Annotated in this window: 9 protein-coding genes and 1 tRNA gene; 4 read left to right on the forward strand and 6 right to left on the reverse strand. The window is 69.4% G+C overall.

Features of this window, described 5'->3' with window-relative positions:
• The first annotated feature begins 412 nt into the window (after window positions 1–412).
• Together F1193_RS11870 and F1193_RS11875 are read left to right on the forward strand one after the other, a co-directional pair.
• Window positions 413–489: transfer RNA gene (locus F1193_RS11870), tRNA-Val, on the forward strand.
• A gap of 59 nt (window positions 490–548) precedes the next feature.
• A complete protein-coding gene (locus tag F1193_RS11875) occupies window positions 549–1,292 on the forward strand; it encodes an alpha/beta fold hydrolase (RefSeq protein WP_150098008.1) in 744 nt (247 codons plus the stop codon).
• 110 nt (window positions 1,293–1,402) lie between these two features.
• Here the strand turns inward: F1193_RS11875 and F1193_RS11880 are convergent, their stop codons facing one another.
• From F1193_RS11880 to F1193_RS11905, 6 genes are read right to left on the reverse strand one after another with little or no spacing between them, the layout of a single operon-like run.
• Window positions 1,403–2,161, reverse strand: coding sequence for a class I SAM-dependent methyltransferase (locus F1193_RS11880; RefSeq protein WP_150098010.1), 759 nt, complete (start codon window positions 2,159–2,161; stop codon window positions 1,403–1,405).
• Window positions 2,162–2,202: 41 nt separating this feature from the next.
• The gene (locus F1193_RS11885; RefSeq protein WP_150098012.1) at window positions 2,203–3,414 is read right to left on the reverse strand and encodes a molybdopterin molybdotransferase MoeA; all 1,212 of its coding nucleotides are present in this window, start codon (window positions 3,412–3,414) and stop codon (window positions 2,203–2,205) included.
• Complete coding sequence (gene moaC / locus F1193_RS11890) at window positions 3,411–3,920, reverse strand: cyclic pyranopterin monophosphate synthase MoaC (protein WP_150098014.1); 510 nt, start codon at window positions 3,918–3,920, stop codon at window positions 3,411–3,413. Before moaC ends, F1193_RS11885 begins: the two co-directional genes overlap by 4 nt.
• The gene (trpC, locus tag F1193_RS11895) at window positions 3,917–4,720 is read right to left on the reverse strand and encodes an indole-3-glycerol phosphate synthase TrpC (RefSeq protein WP_150098016.1); all 804 of its coding nucleotides are present in this window, start codon (window positions 4,718–4,720) and stop codon (window positions 3,917–3,919) included. Before trpC ends, moaC begins: the two co-directional genes overlap by 4 nt.
• Before the next feature lie 6 nt (window positions 4,721–4,726).
• On the reverse strand, window positions 4,727–5,740 hold the full coding sequence (trpD, locus tag F1193_RS11900) for an anthranilate phosphoribosyltransferase (protein WP_150098018.1): 1,014 nt from the start codon (window positions 5,738–5,740) through the stop codon (window positions 4,727–4,729).
• A complete protein-coding gene (locus F1193_RS11905; protein WP_150098020.1) occupies window positions 5,740–6,357 on the reverse strand; it encodes an anthranilate synthase component II in 618 nt (205 codons plus the stop codon). The genes trpD and F1193_RS11905 overlap by 1 nt, the downstream gene beginning before the upstream one ends.
• Window positions 6,358–6,931: 574 nt before the next feature.
• Between F1193_RS11905 and F1193_RS11910 the strand changes: the two genes are divergently transcribed.
• Both F1193_RS11910 and F1193_RS11915 read left to right on the forward strand, forming a co-directional pair.
• Window positions 6,932–8,440: a bifunctional metallophosphatase/5'-nucleotidase gene (locus F1193_RS11910; RefSeq protein WP_150098022.1), complete on the forward strand. Its 1,509-nt coding sequence runs from the start codon at window positions 6,932–6,934 to the stop codon at window positions 8,438–8,440.
• 459 nt (window positions 8,441–8,899) lie between these two features.
• Window positions 8,900–16,258 carry an ExeM/NucH family extracellular endonuclease gene (locus tag F1193_RS11915; protein WP_246164353.1) on the forward strand — a complete coding sequence of 2,453 codons (7,359 nt, stop codon included), beginning with the start codon at window positions 8,900–8,902 and terminating at the stop codon, window positions 16,256–16,258.
• The last annotated feature ends 274 nt before the right edge of the window (window positions 16,259–16,532 follow it).

Raw genomic sequence — 16,532 nt, forward strand, 5'->3', positions numbered from 1 at the left:
GCAAAGTCCGGTTCCGCTGGCTCCATCGCCCATCCTCCGCATCCGAATCGAAGGAACCGACAGATTCAGCACTTCAGGACCTTGTCACGCCTTTCTTCACCCGATCGCCCTGGGCAAGGCGCTGAAGCAGATGGTCAACCGCTGAGCCGGCTGATACGGTTTCCAGCCTGCAAGGCCAAAAACCGTATTCCGATCGCCGAAAATCCCGTTATCGAACAAGGGTTTTCGGCGAGACCGTTTCCGGTATCCCGAAGGGATCAACCGGAAACCGTACGACAGCCGCCATGTGCTTGCCGGTCCGGCGCGGCCGGGGGTAGAGAAGGGGCGGCGGACGGATGCGCGAGGCTGGCGGCGGTATGCCGGCCGCAGGCAGGCATCCGGCCCCCTTCGCCGGCAGGCGGGGCGCAGTCTCGGGCGGTTAGCTCAGCTGGTTAGAGCGACTGGTTTACACCCAGTAGGTCGGCGGTTCGATCCCGTCACCGCCCACCACCGACCTGTCGATCGCGTTGTTCCGGCCCGCGGGCCATTTCCCGCCGAATGGGGTTGCGATGCCTGAAGCGCTGCCGCTGATCCTTGTTCCGGGCCTCGCCTGCACCGCGGAACTGTTCGCGGCGCAGACGGCCGCATTCGCCAGCCGCGACATCGTGGTGGCCGACACCAGCGGCCAGCCCACCAGCGGCCAGGACACCGGCGGGCAGGACACCGGCGGGCCCGACACCATCGCGGCGATCGCCGCCGACATTTTGGCGGCGGCGCCGCCCCGCTTCGCGGTCGCCGGCCTGTCGATGGGCGGCTATGTCTGCTTCGAGCTGTGGCGGCAGGCGCCGCAGCGCATCGCCCGCTTCGGGCTGATCGACACCCAGGCGCGCCCCGACACCCCGGCTGCCGCCGACGTGCGCAAGCGCATGATCGAGCTTGGCGAGGAGGGGCAGCTCGACAAGATCCACGAAGCGCTGTGGCCGCGGCTGATCGCGCCCGGCCGGCGTGAGGACCGCGCGCTCGAAATCGTCGTCCGCCGCATGCTGCAGCAGGTCGGCGCCGAGGCCTTCGTCCGCCAGCAGCGGGCGATTCTCGGCCGCATCGATTCGCGGCCCATTCTGCCCACCATCACCGTGCCGGCGCTGGTGGTGGTCGGCGCCGACGACCAGATCACGCCGCCCGATCTTGCCCGCGAGATGGCCGACGCCATGCCGGATGCCGAGCTCGTGGTGGTGCCCGGCGCCGGCCATTTGTCGCCGCTGGAAAACCCGGACGCCGTCACCGCGGCGCTCGTGCGCTGGCTCGCGCGGTAGGGAGCGCGGCTTTCGGGGATCTGTTCTTTCTTCCCTCTCCCGCAAGGGGAGAGGGAAGTGGGCGGTGCCCGGATGGCGGACGATGATGGGTCGGCCCGCCGGAAACCGTATCACCCCACCCGGCCGACCCGCAGCGACAGCGGGAATCGGATCGGCCGCGCCCGCTCCGGCGCGCCCCACACCGCCGCGAGATCGGCGGCGAAACGGTCCATCGCGCCGCGGCCACTGGCCTTCTCCATCGCCCGCACCGCCGACCACGTGTCGATGTAGCCGACGAGATCGCCGAGCCGCCAGTCGACGGTGATCGCCAGCTTTGGCGTCGCGATCTCGGGGAGGGGGAAGGGCAGGGTGCGGTAGCCGGCCTCGATGTGCCGGCGCTCGGGCGGCCAGTAGGGCGCGGTGTCCTCGCGGTAGAAGCGCTGCAGCACCGGGTCGATGTCCGGCTCGGCGCAGAACACGCCATAGGCGACGAGCGCCAGCACCGCATCGGGCCGGGCGATGCGTCGAACCTCCGCATAGAAGGCGTCGAGGTCGAACCAGTGCGCCGCCTGGGCGACGGTGACGAGATCGACGCTGGCCGCCGGCAGGCCCGAGGCTTCGGCGCGGGCGATGCGATAGGCGACGTTGGGATGCGGCGTCGCCTGGGCGATCTGCTGGGGGCTGGCGTCGGTCGCCACCACCTCGGCGAAGTGGCCGGCCAGCAGCACCGACAGCTGGCCGGAGCCGCAGCCGGCATCGAGCGCGCGCTCGCGCCCCGGCGCCAGCCCGGCCAGCACCGCGGCAAGCTCGGGCGGATAGGTCGGCCGGTGCGCCGCGTAGCTGGCGGCGTGACCCGAGAAATGGTCCTTGAAGCCGGATGCCGAGGACATGGGCGAGTGATCGCGCCGGCTGGCCGGAACGTCAACCCTGGCTACAAGCCGAGCCGGATGATCCGGCAGGGCTCGCCGGCCGCAGCTGCCGGGGCGAACGGCTCGCGCAGGATGCAGCAGTCGGCGGCGGCGAGCAGCGACACCATCGAGGAATCCTGCTCGGAGAACGGCGTGGCGATCAGCGGGCCGTCCGGCGGGTGGGCGAGGGTGCCGCGCAGCAGCTCGGCCCGCCGGTCGCCGGCCGGCAGGCTCGTCCCCAGCCGCGCCGGCTCGGTCTGCGGCAGGATGTCGGCGCGCCCGCTGAGCGCCCGCACCAAGGGCAGCAGGAACAACAGCGCGCAGGTGAAGGCCGAGACCGGATTGCCCGGCAGGCCCAGCACCCGCATGCCGTCGCGCCGGCCGAAGATCAGCGGCCGGCCGGGGCGCAGCGCGATGCGCCAGAAGTCGAGATCGACGCCGTCCGCCTGCAGCGCCCGGTGCATCATGTCGTGCTCGCCCACCGAGGCGCCGCCGGTGGTCACCAGCACGTCGGCATCCATGCCATGCGCCGCCTGCACGGCGGCCACGGTGGCCTCCAGCCGGTCCGGCACCAGCCCGAGATCGACCACCTCCGCCCCCTCGGCCGCCAGCGCGGCGGTGAGATAGGGCCCGTTCGAGGCGACGATCTGCCCCTCGGCCGGGATCACCCCCGGCGGCACCAGCTCGTCGCCGGTCGAAAACAGCGCCACGCGCGGCCGGCGGTGCACCGGCAGGGTGGGGTGGTTCATCGCCGCGGCAAGGCCGATAGCGCGGGCCGAAACGCGCAGCCCAGCCGGCAGCAGCACCCGGCCTTCGGAAAAATCGAGCCCGCGCTGGCGGATGTGCCGGCCCCGGTGCGGCGCGGCCGCGACCAGCACGGCGTCGTCCTCGGCGGTGCAATCCTCCTGCATCACCACGGTGTCGGCGCCCTCGGGCACCACCGCGCCGGTGAAGATGCGCACCGCCTGGCCCGGCGCCAGCCGCCCGGCGAACGGGCATCCGGCGGCCGACGTGCCGGCCAGCCGCAGCCGCGAGGGCGGCGCCGCAAGGTCGGCGTGGCGCACGGCATAGCCGTCCATCGCCGAGACGTCCGTCGCCGGCTGGGTGCGGCGGGCGCGGACATCGGCGGCCAGCACCCGGCCATGGGCGGCGGCAAGCGCAACGTCTTCGGCAGGCAGGGGCTCGGTGCCGTCGACCACCCGGCGCTGGGCCTCGTCGAGCGCGATCAGCGTCACGGCACGTCCTCGTCGGCGACGAACCGGCCGGAGGCGCCGCCGGTCTTCTCGACCAGCCGGATGCCCTCGATGCGCATGCCGCGCTCGACCGCCTTGGCCATGTCGTAGACGGTGAGGCAGGCCACCGACACGGCCGTCAGCGCCTCCATCTCGACGCCGGTCTGGCCGCGGGTCCTCACCTCGGCCCGCACCGCCACGCCGGGCAGGGTGTCGTCGGGCACAAGCTCGACCGCCACCTTGGTGAGCAGCAGCGGGTGGCACAGCGGGATCAGCTCGTGCGTGCGCTTGGCCGCCATGATCCCGGCGATGCGGGCGGCCCCCAGCACGTCGCCCTTCTTGGCGTCGCCGCGCAGCACGACAGCCAGCGTCGCCGCCGTCATGATCACCCGGCCCTCGGCAATGGCCGCCCGGTCGCTGTCGGGCTTGTCCGACACGTCGACCATGCGCGCCGCGCCGCGCGCGTCGAGATGGGTGAGGGAGGAGCCCTTCGCCACCGGCGCGCTCATGCGCCCGCGGCGGGCGCGAGCAAAGCCTTGGTCGCCGCGGCGACGTCGTCCTGGCGCATCAGGCTCTCGCCGACCAGCAGGGTGCGAATGCCGACCCGGGCCAACCGCGCCACGTCGGCGGGGGTGAAGATGCCGCTCTCGCCGACCCGGATGCAGCCCTCGGGAATGGCCGGCGCCAGCCGCTCGCAGGTGGCGAGATCGACCTCGAAGGTCTTGAGGTTGCGGTTGTTGATGCCGACAAGCTCCGAGTCCAGGCGCAGCGCCCGGTCGAGCTCGCGCCCGTCATGGACCTCCACCAGCACGTCCATCCGCCACTCGCGGGCGCAGGCGGCAAGCTCCGCCGCGCAGCCGTCATCGACCGCCGCCATGATGACCAGGATGCAGTCGGCGCCGAGCGCCCGCGCCTCGACCACCTGATAGGGGTCGTAGAGGAAGTCCTTGCGCAGGGCGGGCAGCGCGCAGGCCGCACGCGCCTGGGTGAGGAACTGCGGCGCCCCCTGGAAGGACGGGCCGTCGGTCAGCACCGACAGGCAGGCGGCGCCGCCGTCCGCATAAGCCGTGGCCAGGGCCGGCGGATCGAAGTCCGGCCGGATCAGGCCCTTGGACGGGCTCGCCTTCTTGATCTCGGCGATCAGCGCCGTCTGGCCCGCGGCGATCTTCTCGCGGATGGCGCCGGCGAACGGTCGCACCGCCCCGGCGTGGTGCGCCTCGTCCTCGATGGCCGACAAGGGCCGCTCGCGCTTGGCCTTGGCGATCTCGTCGCGCTTGTAGGCGCCGATGCGGGAGAGAATGTCGCTCATCTGACCTCAAGCATTGGAAACGGTGATGAGCCGTTCAAGGCGGGCTTCTGCCGCACCCGTATCGAGCGAGGTCTTGGCGAGGGCGAAGCCCTGCACCAGCGTGTCGGCCTTGCCGGCGACCACCAGGGCTGCGGCGGCATTCATCAGCGCCACGTCGCGATAGGGGCCGGGCGCGCCCTCCAGTACCTTGCGCAGCGCCGCGGCGTTCTCGGCGGCATCGCCGCCGCGCAGCGAGTCCGGCCTAGTGGGGCTGAGGCCGACATCCTGCGGGCGGATCTCGAAGGTGGTGACTTCGCCCTTGTCGAGGGCGGCGACCGCGGTCGGCCCGGTGGTGGTGATCTCGTCGAGCCCGTCGGAGCCGTGCACCACCCAGGCCCGCTCGGAGCCGAGATTGGCCAGCACGTGCGCCAGCGGCTCGCACCAGTGGCGTGAGAACACGCCGACCATCTGGCGTTTCACCCCGGCGGGGTTGGACAGCGGCCCGAGCAGGTTGAAGATGGTGCGGGTGCCGAGCTCGACCCGGGTGGGCCCGACATTCTTCATCGCCGGGTGGTGGGCCGGCGCGAACATGAAGCCGATGCCGGCCTCCTGGATGCAGGCCGAGATGCCGGCCGGTGGCAGATCGATCTTGACGCCCAGCGCCATCAGCACGTCGGCGGCGCCCGAGCGCGAGGACAGCGCCCGGTTGCCGTGCTTGGCCACCGGCACGCCGGCGCCTGCAACGATGAAGGCGGCGCAGGTGGAGATGTTGTAGGAGCCCGAGGCGTCGCCGCCGGTGCCGACCACGTCCACCGCGCCGGGCGGCGCCTCGACCGGCAGCATCTTGGCGCGCATCGCCGAGACCGCGCCGGTGATCTCCGCCACCGTCTCGCCGCGTACCCTGAGGCCCATCAGCAGCGCGCCCATCTGCGAGGGCGTCGCCTCGCCGGACATCATCAGGCTGAACACGTGGGCCGCTTCCTCGCGGGTCAGCGCGGCGCCGGTCGCGACCTTTCCGATCAGTTCCTTCAAGCGGTTCATCAGTGGCCCTTCTGCCGGACGGGGCGGCGCCCGCTCCGTGCGTTCCAGTCGGCGGCGAGATCGAGGAAGTTCTTCAGCAGCACGTGGCCGTGCTCGGAGGCGATCGACTCGGGATGAAACTGCACGCCGTGGACCGGAAGCTGACGGTGGGCGAGGCCCATGATCAGCCCGTCCGCGGTCTCGGCGGTCACGGCGAGGTCGGCCGGCAGGGAGTCGCGCTCGACGATCAGCGAATGGTAGCGGGCGCCCTGGAACGGGCCGTTGATGCCGCGGAACACGCCAGCGCCGGCGTGGCGGATCTCGCTGATCTTGCCGTGCATCGGTGCCGGCGCCCGGATCACCTTGCCGCCGAACACCTGCCCCATCGCCTGGTGGCCGAGGCAGACGCCGAGCATGGGCACGCTGGCGCTGGCCCTGGCGATCAGGTCGCAGCAGATGCCGGCCTCGTTGGGCGTGCACGGCCCCGGCGACAGCACGATGGCGTCGGGATCGGCGTCCATCGCCGCCTCGACGGTGATCTCGTCATTGCGGATGACGTTGAGCTCGGCGCCGAGGTCGCCGAGATACTGGACCAGATTCCAGGTGAAACTGTCGTAGTTGTCGATCAGAAGGATCATGCGTTGCCCACCCTCTCAGGCTGTAGCGCCTGGGCTTGGCGCCCGCAAGCGCCTCGCCAGCGGCCGTGCCGGCCGGAACGGGCCTGCGGCGCGGCGGCGGGACGGTGCGGCCATGATACCGGGCCGACGGCGGGCGGCCAGCCCGGATCTGGCCGCTGGCGCGCGCCCCCCGCCAGCCCCCAGCCCGCGCCGTCCTGCGCCTTCTTCCGCCTTGTCTGCCGGCTCGACTCCGGCCATTTCAAGAAATCCCCGGCGAGGGTGTCATACGGTTTCCGGTTGATTGGTTCGGCTTCTTCCTTCCCTCTCCCACCCGGGCCGCGCTTGCCCGCGCCCGGGCGCGGGCTCTTGCGGGAGAGGGTGGCGAGACCGAGCGTTAGCGAGGTCGAGCCGGGTGAGGGGTAAATGCAGACGCGGGCTTGAAGATTCACCCCTCACCCGCCTCGCGATCTTATCGATCGCTCGGCACCCTCTCCCGCAAGGGGAGAGGGAAAGAGCGCGGCTCCCGGCCAGCGGTTGTTCTGAAGGGATCAAACGGAAACCGTATCGCCCCTGCAAGTTTCCCCAGAGGACATTCATGCGTCTTGTCGCGCTTCTGTTTGTTGCCGTTCTAGGCTGGCTCGCGCCGCTTGCCTCCTTCGCCGAGGCGAGAACGGTCAATCTCACGCTTCTTCTGATGTGCGACATGTACAATCTGTCGCCGCAGAACGGACGCGGCGGCTATGCCAAGGTGGCGGGCGTGGTGGCGGCGGCGCGGGCGTCGGGCCGCAACGTCATTCTCGCCCATGCCGGCGACGCCTTCTCGCCGACCATGCTGTCGGGCTTCGATCAGGCGCGCAACGTCGTCGAACTGCTCAACGCCATCCGGCCGGACGTGTTCGTGCCCGGCAATCACGAGTACGACTTCGGCCCCGAGGTGTTCCGCCAGCGCATCGGCGAGGCCCGCTTCCCGGTGGTGGCGGCCAATCTGCGCGACCGCGACGGCCGGCCGATCGAGGGCATCGCCGACAACCGGGTGTTCGAGGTCGATGGCCTCAAGGTCGGCGTGGTCGGCCTGACCGCGACCGACTCGCCCCAGAAGTCCCAGCCCGGCGACCTCCAGTTTGCCGACAGCGTCGAGACGCTGCGCCGGCAGGCGGCCGACCTGCGCGCCAAGGGCATCGACCTCGTGGTGGCGCTCGCCCACGCCAACCGCGACATCGACCTCAAGCTCTTCGCCTCGGGTGCCGCTGACATCCTGCTGTCCGGCGACGACCACGATCTGTGGGTCCAGTATGACGGCCGGGTGGCCGCCGCCGAAGCCAAGCAGGACGGCGAGTACGTCATCGCCATCGATCTGGCGGTCGAGGTGGAGGAGGGCGCCGCCAAGCGGACGGTGACATGGTGGCCCGACTTCCGCATCATCGACACCAAAGGCGCCGAAGCGGAGCCGCAGGTCGCCGCGCTGGTGAAGGGCTTCGAGGCCGAGCTCTCGCAGGAGTTCGACGTGCCGTTGGCCAAGGTCGCGGCCCCCTTCGACAGCCTCAACGCCACGGTGCGGACCGGCGAGGCGGCGATCGGCAATCTGTTCGCCGATGCCATCCGCAAGGCGACCGGCGCCGACGCCGCCCTGCTCAATGGCGGCGGCTTTCGCGGCAACCGGCGCTACGAGGCGGGGAGCGAGATCACCCGCCGCGACGTGCTGAAGGAGCTGCCGTTCAGCAACACGACCGTGGTGCTGGAGGTGACCGGCGCCGAGCTGCGCGCCGCGCTGGAGCACGGGCTGGGCAAGCTCGGCGAGGCGTCGGGCCGCTTCCCGCAGGTGTCCGGCCTGGAGATCGCCGCGATCGGGTCGCGCCCGGCCGGGGAGCGCATCGTCGCGATCCGCGTCGATGGTGCGCCGCTCGACGATGCCGCCCGCTACAGGCTCGCCACCAACGACTTCCTGATGAATGGCGGCGACGGCTACGACATGCTGAAGGCGGCCCGCCCGCTCTCCGGCGCGCGCGACGGCAAGCTGATGATCGCCGACGTGATGGCCTATCTGCGCAGCCTCGGCACGCTGGCGCCGAGGGTCGAAGGCCGCACCGCGGTCCGCAATTACTGACGCGGTGTCCGGCTGACCAGCCGGACCGAAGACTGGCCGGGCGCCGCTCTTTCTTCCCTCTCCCCTTGTGGGAGAGGGTGCCGAGCGATCGTCAGATCGCGAGGCGGGTGAGGGGTGTATCTTCAGGCGGAAACCGTCAGCACCTCTCACCCGGCTCGACCTCGTTTCACTTGATCTTGCCACCCTCTCCCACCCGGGCCGCGCTTGCGCGCGCCCGGGTGCGGCCTCTTGCGCGAGAGGGTCGCGATCCGGGGGCGGTAGGCCGGTCCCGCAGGATTTTCCAGCGCGCTCAAAGTCATACATCCTTCAGATTGCGGTCATCGATCTGTTGCGAGCCTTTCCTACGGTCTGCCCGCATTAACCGTTCCTTAACCGTGCGCTGTCGGCGCGGGGTGGTGCGCGCTTGCGTGCGCGCCGGCCCTCTCCCGACGCGTGCCTTGCGACGAGACAGGCCCGCCCATGTCCACGACCCTCAGCGCCGGCGATATCGCCATCATCGGCATGAACGCCGACAACCCCGATGATTTCTCGTTCGTTCTGCTGACGGACGTGACGGCGGGCACCGAGATCACCTTCACCGACTCAGGCTGGAAGTCGACCGGCGGGTTCCGCCCCAATGAGGGCGCCAAGAAGTGGACCGCCGCCACCGATCTGTCGGCTGGCACCGTCATCAATTTCGTCGCCGACGCCGCCCAGTTCACCACCGCCAATGACAGCTCTGTCGGCACCGCCGGTCTGAACCTGTCGACCGATGGCGACCAGCTCGTCGCCTTCCAGGGCGCATCGTCCGCGCCGACGCTGCTGTTCGCGCTGTCGACGCACGGCAACGCCTTCAGCAGCGACGCCTCGGACTCGAATTCCACGGCCCTGCCGACCGGCCTCGTGGAGAACGTCACCGCTTTGGCGCGCGGCGCCGGCGCGCCGGGCGCGGAGTGGGACAATGTCGTCTATACCGGTCCGACCAGCGGCACCAAGGAAGAGCTTCTGGCGGCGATCGGCAATGCCGCCAACTGGTCCGGCAGCAACAGCCTCCTGACCCAGATCACCGGCGATTTCTCGGTGACGTCCGAGGCCGCGCCGCAGACCATCGGCTTCGCCGACGAGTCGCTGAGCGTCAGCGCGGCCGAAGGTGACAGCGGCACCACCGTCTTCACCTTCACGGTCGAGCGCAGCGGCGGCACCACCGGCGAGGTCGGCTTCTCCGGCACCATCGCGCTTGGCGCCACCGATGCCGCCGACTTCGCGGGCGGCGCGCCCACCACGTTCGACGGCACGATCCCGGCCGGCGCCGAGTCCGCCACCATCACCGTGACCGTGGCCGGCGACACCGTGCCCGAGGACGCCGAGTCCTTCTCGCTCACCCTCACCACCGTCGCCAATGACGACGCGGCGATCGACATCTCGATCGAGGCCACCGCGGCCACCGCCCAGGCGACCATCCTCGATGACGATTCCGCGATCGGCGTCGATGTCGGCGGCATCACCATCCTCGATATGGCCGAGTCGCTGCAGGGGGCGGTCGAGACGCCGGTCGCCACCGAGACGCTCACCGTGACGCGCAAGGGCGGCTGGGTCTCCGGCGACGGCGAGGGCGGGGCCGAGTCGATCGCCTTCGACGCCGCCAATGCCCGCGCCTATGTCACCAGCGCCGCGGCCGACACAATCGTCATTCTCGACCTCTCGAACCCCTTCACGCCGACCGAGATCGGCGAAATCGATCTTTCCACCTTGCCCGCCTATGGCGAGGTCAATTCGGTGGCGGTGAAGAACGGCATCGTCGCCGTCGCGGTGCAGAACATCGATGGCGGCGAGCCGGGCCTGGTGGCGCTCTTTGACGCCTCCGGCACGCTGATCAAGACCATCACCGTGGGCGTGCTGCCCGACCAGCTCACCTTCAACCAGGACGGAACGCTGCTGCTGGTGGCCAACGAGGCCGAGCCCTACAACGACACGGCGGCCGGCGTGATCGAGAACGCGTCGGGCTCGGTGACGATCATCGACCTGTCCGGCGGCGCCGCCGCGGCCGATGTGCGCAACACCATCGGCTTCACCGCGCTCGACGGCAGCGAGGCGCTGCTCGCCACCCTCGGCATCAAGACCTACACCGGCACGGCGGCCGGCGCGGTGCCGACCGCCTCCCAGGACATCCAGCCCGAATATATCGCCGTGTCGCCGGACGGCACCACGGCCTATGTCACGCTGCAGGAGGTCAATGCGGTCGCGGTGATCGATCTGACTGACACGGCGGCCGACAAGCCGGTGTCGATCCTGCCGCTCGGCTATGTCGATTTCAGCCTGGAGGGCAACGAGGCCGACTTCTCCGATCGCGACGGCGCGGGCAACACGACCTCGATCTCGGTCGGCAATGCCCCGGTGAAGGGTCTGCTGCAGCCCGACGCCATCGCCTCCTTCGAGATCGCTGGCGTCACCTACTTCATCACCGCCAATGAGGGCGACTCGCGCATCGTCAATGGCGGCGCCGACGGCTACAACGAGGCGCGCGCCAGCAGCCTGACCGATCCCGACAATCCCGACTACGCCCGCCTCAATGTCGACACCACCTGGTCGAGCGCGACCGATCTCTATTCGTTCGGTGGCCGCGGCTTCTCGATCTTCCAGCAGAATGCCGACGGCACCATCGTCAAGGTCGAGGAGACCGGCGGCGACTTCGAGCAGATCATCGCCGCGCTGCCCAACGCCTCGGCGGTGTTCAACGGCGAGAATGGCGGCGGCTTCGACACCCGCTCCGACAACAAGGGCGCCGAGCCGGAAGGCGTGGTGGTCGGCGAGGTCAACGGCAAGACCTACGCCTTCGTCGCGCTGGAGCGCATCGGCGGCATCATGGTCTGGGACGTCTCCACGCCGTCGGACGCCAAGTACGTCACCTACCTCGCGCCGACCAGCGACGACTACGGCCCCGAGGTGATCACCTTCGTCTCCGCCGAGGACAGCCCGACCGGCCGCGCCTTCGTGATGACGGCGAACGAGGTCTCCGGCTCCGTCACCGTCTATGATCTCGAAGACCCGGCGGTGACCAAGATCAGCGCCATCCAGGGCGAGGGCGCCTCCAGCGCCATGGTCGGCCAGACCGTGACGGTCGAGGCCATCGTGGTCGGCCACTTCCAGAACGGCGACGCCGACAGCTCGCGCAACCTCAACGGCTTCTACCTGCAGGAGGAGGCGTTCGACGCCGACGGCAACCCGCTCACCTCCGAGGGCATCTTCATCTATGGCGGCTCGGTGGACGTCGCGATCGGCGACCGCGTGCGCGTCACCGGCACGGTGAGCGAGTATTACGGCCTCACCGAGATTTCCGCCTCCAGCATCACCGTGCTGGAAGCGAACGCGGTGGCCGACATCAACACCATGGCGACCGAGATCGACCTGCCGGCGGCGGATTCGTCGGTGAGCCAGGATGGCGACTACCAGGCCGACCTCGAAGCCTATGAGGGCATGCTGGTCACCATCCCCGAGACGCTGACCGTCACCGAGCAGTACAATCTCGACCGCTTCAACGAGATCAAGCTGGTGGCTGGCGAGCGCCCCGAGCAGTTCACCCAGGACAACGCGCCGGACGCGGAAGCCTACCAGGCCTATCTGGAAGATCTCGGCGCCCGCACCATCACCTATGACGACGGCCTGAACGTCCAGAACACCGCCATCGCCAATCTCGACGGCTTCGGCCCGGTCTACAACACCGACACGGCGCCGCGCATGGGCGACACCGTGACCGGGCTGACCGGCGTGCTCGACTATCAGTGGGCCGGCGCCTCGGCCTCGGGCGCGACCTGGCGCGTCCGCTCGGTCGAGAACGGCACCAACACCTTCGAGGATGGCGCCAACGTCCGCACCGACACGCCGGCGGATGTCGGCGGCGACATCACGGTCGCCTGTTTCAACGTGCTGAACTACTTCGTCACGCTCGACAATGGCGCGAGCACGGCGATCGGCGCGGAGCCGCGCGGCGCCGACACGGCCGAGGAGTTCGCCCGCCAGACCGACAAGCTGGTCGATGCGCTGATCGCGATCGACGCCGACGTACTGGCGCTGATCGAGCTGGAGAACGATTTCCTCGAAGGCTCGTCCGGCAACGCCATCGCGTATCTCGTCGATGAGCTCAACGCCGTGCTCGGCGCCGGCACCTACGACTGGGTGCGGCCCGGCGAGCGGTTCGTCGGCACCGACGCCATCGCCGTCGGCTTCATCTACAAGCCCTCGGCGGTCGAGGTGTCGATCGACACCACGATCGAGACCCTCGACGACTCCGACCTCGCGGCCATCGGCATGGGCGACCTTCTCGGCCAGAGCACGGTCGGCGGCGTCTTCGATGGCGAGAACACCAGCCGCAACGCGCTGGCGGTGACCTTCACCGAGCTCGCGACCGGCGAGGAATTCACCGCCATCGCCAATCACCTCAAGTCGAAGAGCGGCACCGGCACCGGCGTCGATGCCGACCAGCTCGACGGCCAGGGCGCCTGGCAGAACCAGCGCGAGCTGGCGGCCACCGCGCTCACCGCCTGGGCGGCGAGCGATCCCACCGGCTCGGGCGATACCGACATTCTCCTGCTCGGCGACTTCAACGCCTATTCGCAGGAGGACGCGATCGGCATCATCGAGGACGCCGGCTACGAGGATCTGCAGGCGCGCGAGGGCAACGCCTATTCCTACGTGTTCGACGGCCAGACCGGCACGCTCGACTACGTCTTCGCCAACACGAGCCTCGCTTCGCAGGTTACCGGCGTCACCACCTGGCACATCAATGCCGATGAGGCCGACGCCCTCGACTACAACACCGATTACGGCCGCGACACCGCGATCTTCGACGCCGACACCTCTGTCCGCGTCTCCGACCACGATCCGCTGATCATTGGACTCGACCTTACGGAGACCCCGCAAGTGACCTACACGCTTCAGATCCTGCACGCCTCGGACTTCGAGGCCGGCCTCAAGGCGGTCGACCGCGCCGGCAACTTCGCCGCCATCGTCGACTACCTCGAAGAAACCTACGCCAACTCGATCACCCTGTCGTCGGGCGACAACTTCATTCCCAGCCCGTTCTTCAGCGCCGGCGGCGACCCGTCACTGAAGGAGGTCTACGAGACCGCGCTGGAGACCTATTACGGCCTGGCGGCCGGCACACTCAGCATCTCGCCGGGCTTCGGCACTGCCGACATGGCGATGCTCGACATCATCGGCGTGCAGGCCTCGGCGGTCGGCAATCACGAGTTCGACGCCGGCACCAAGGCGCTCGGCGACATCATCAAGCAGACCGCGGGCTATCCCGGCGCCCAGTTTCCCTATCTGTCGGCGAACCTCGACTTTTCGGGCGACAGCAATCTGGCCTCGGTCTACACCAGCACCATCCAGGATGCGTCGAACTATTCCGGCTTCCCCTCGACGGCCGGCAACTCCAAGAAGATCGCGCCCGCCACGATCATCGAGGAAAATGGCGAGATGATCGGCGTCGTCGGCGCCACGACCCAGATCGTCGAGAGCATCTCCTCGACCGGCGGCGTCGATGTGATCGGCGATGACGTGAACGACATGGCGGCGCTGGCCGCCATCCTGCAGCCGACCATCGACGCGCTGCTCGCCCAGGGCATCAACAAGATCATCCTGGTCAGCCACCTCCAGCAGCTTTCGCTGGAACAGGAACTGGCGCCGCTGCTGCACGGCGTCGACGTGATCGTCGCCGGCGGCTCGCACACGCTGCTGGCCGATGATCAGGACACGCTGCGCGCCGGCGACACCGCGGCGGGCACCTATCCGATCGTCACCACCAATGCCGACGGCAAGACCACGCTGATCGTCAACACCGATGGCGAATACTCCTATGTCGGCCGCCTGGTGGTGAGCTTCGACGAGAATGGCGACGTGATCGCCGACAGCGTCGACGCGAACGTCAGCGGCGCCTACGCTACCACCGACGAGGTGGTCGAGGATCTCTATGCGGACGTCATCGACGTCGATGCCGACGGCGACATCGACGCGGATGATGCCGATCCGTTCGCCGAAGGCAGCCGCGGCGATCTCGTCGACGACATCGCCCAGGCGGTCGGCGCGGTGATCGATGCCCAGGACGGCAACGTTTTCGGCTCCACCGACGTCTATCTCGAAGGCCGCCGCGCCGAGGCGCGCACCGAGGAGACCAATCTCGGCGACCTCAGCGCCGACGCCAATCTCTGGTACGCGCAGAAGGCCGACGCCACCGTGATGGTGTCGATCAAGAATGGCGGCGGCATCCGCGACTCGATCGGCACCGTCTATGCGGTGGGCGACGATGCGGTGGAGAGCCCGCCGGTCGCCAATGAGGAGGTCGGCAAGGAGGAGGGCGAGGTCTCGCAGCTCGACATCGCCAACTCGCTGCGCTTCAACAATTCGCTGTCGCTGGTCACCGTCACCGCCGCCCAGCTCCTGCTGGTGCTGGAGCACGCCGTGGCCGCCACGACGGCGACCGCCACGCCGGGTCAGTTCGCGCAGATCGGCGGCATCGCCTATTCGTTCGATAAGGATCTGCCGGCCGGCAGCCGCGTGCTGTCGGCGGCGCTCCTCAACGAGGATGGCGTTCCGACCGTCGCCCTGGTCCAGAATGGCGAGCTCGTCGTCGATCCGGCGATGGCGATCCGGGTGGTGACGCTGAGCTTCCTGCTCACCGGCGGCGACAGCTATCCGTTCGCCAGCTTCATCGCGGCCGATCCGGCCTTCGCCAACGTCGTCAATCTGACGGCGGACCTGGTGCCGGATGACGGGCAGGTGGCGACCTTCGCCGCCGAGGGCACCGAGCAGGATGCGTTCGCCGAATACATGGCGGCGAACTATTCCGACACGCCCTACGACGTGGCCGACACCGACAAGGCAAACGACACGCGCATCCAGAACCTCGACGACCGCGCCGACACCGTGCTGCAGGCTGCGGCCGAGACGGTGAAGGGCGATGCCGGCAACAACACGCTCACCGGCGCGCTCGGCAACGACATCCTGTGGGACGGCACCGGCAACGACACGCTGGTGGGCAATGACGGCAACGACTACCTGGTCGGTGGCGCGGGTGCCGATACGCTGATCGGCGGCGCGGGCATCGACACGGCGGTCTTCTCCACCGCCGGTTCGGGTGTCATCGTCAACCTCGCGACGGGCCAGGGCAGCGGCGGCGACGCCGCGGGCGACACCTATGACAGCATCGAGCAGGTCATCGGCTCGGCCTTCGGCGACACGCTGATCGGCGACGACGGCGACAACGTCTTCCAGGCCGGCGCCGGCGACGACACGGTCAATGGCGGCGGCGGCAACGACATCATCTATGCCGGCGCGGGTGCCGATGCACAGAATGGCGGCGCGGGCACCGACCGCGTGATCTATTCCGCCTCGGCCGCGGGCGTGACGGTGAACCTCGCGACCGGCCAGGGCAGCGGCGGCGACGCGGAAGGCGACACCTTCAGCGGCATCGAGCAGGTCATCGGCTCCGAGCACGCCGACACGCTGATCGGCGACGGCGTCGACAACGCGCTGAAGGGCGGTTCCGGCGATGACAGGCTGAACGGCGGCGCCGGCAACGACATCCTGATCGGCGACGCGGGGGCCGACACCTTCGTGTTCAATGCCGGCTTCGGCATCGATCAGGTGAAGGACTTCGCGGTGGGCACGGACACGATCGAGTTCTCGACCGACGTGTTCGCCGACTTCGCCGAGGTCCAGGCGGCGATGGTGGATACCGGCAGCGGCTATCTCGCGATCTGGGCCGACACCGGCACCAATGGCGTGGGGCTGTGGGGCGTCACCGCGGCCCAGCTCACCGCCGACGACTTCCGCTTCGTGTGATCGAACTGCGATCGAGACTCCGGCCCGCAAGGGCCGGAGCTTCACACGGTTTCCAGCGGAGTTGCTCGAAGAGCCTATTCCCCAGGAGCCGCGCTCCCTTTCCCTCTCCCACCCGGACCGCGCTTGCGCGCGTCCGGGCGTAGGCTCTTGTGGGAGAGGGTGCCGAGCGATCCTCAGATCGCAAGGCGGGTGAGGGGTGAATCTTCCAGCATTCGCAATATGTACCCCTCACCCGGCTCGACCTCGCCAACGCTCGGTCTCGCCACCCTCTCCC

This window comes from Blastochloris sulfoviridis, from assembly GCF_008630065.1.
Classification (GTDB): domain Bacteria; phylum Pseudomonadota; class Alphaproteobacteria; order Rhizobiales; family Xanthobacteraceae; genus Blastochloris; species Blastochloris sulfoviridis.

What these genes read in the sequence shown, in the direction of transcription:
- F1193_RS11875 (WP_150098008.1), top strand. Translation starts at nt 549, where the DNA reads ATGCCTGAAGCGCTGCCGCTGATCCTTGTTCCGGGCCTCGCCTGCACC.
- F1193_RS11880 (WP_150098010.1), bottom strand. Translation starts at nt 2,161, where the DNA reads ATGTCCTCGGCATCCGGCTTCAAGGACCATTTCTCGGGTCACGCCGCC.
- moaC (WP_150098014.1), bottom strand. Translation starts at nt 3,920, where the DNA reads ATGAGCGCGCCGGTGGCGAAGGGCTCCTCCCTCACCCATCTCGACGCG.
- trpC (WP_150098016.1), bottom strand. Translation starts at nt 4,720, where the DNA reads ATGAGCGACATTCTCTCCCGCATCGGCGCCTACAAGCGCGACGAGATC.
- trpD (WP_150098018.1), bottom strand. Translation starts at nt 5,740, where the DNA reads ATGAACCGCTTGAAGGAACTGATCGGAAAGGTCGCGACCGGCGCCGCG.
- F1193_RS11905 (WP_150098020.1), bottom strand. Translation starts at nt 6,357, where the DNA reads ATGATCCTTCTGATCGACAACTACGACAGTTTCACCTGGAATCTGGTC.
- F1193_RS11910 (WP_150098022.1), top strand. Translation starts at nt 6,932, where the DNA reads ATGCGTCTTGTCGCGCTTCTGTTTGTTGCCGTTCTAGGCTGGCTCGCG.
- F1193_RS11915 (WP_246164353.1), top strand. Translation starts at nt 8,900, where the DNA reads ATGTCCACGACCCTCAGCGCCGGCGATATCGCCATCATCGGCATGAAC.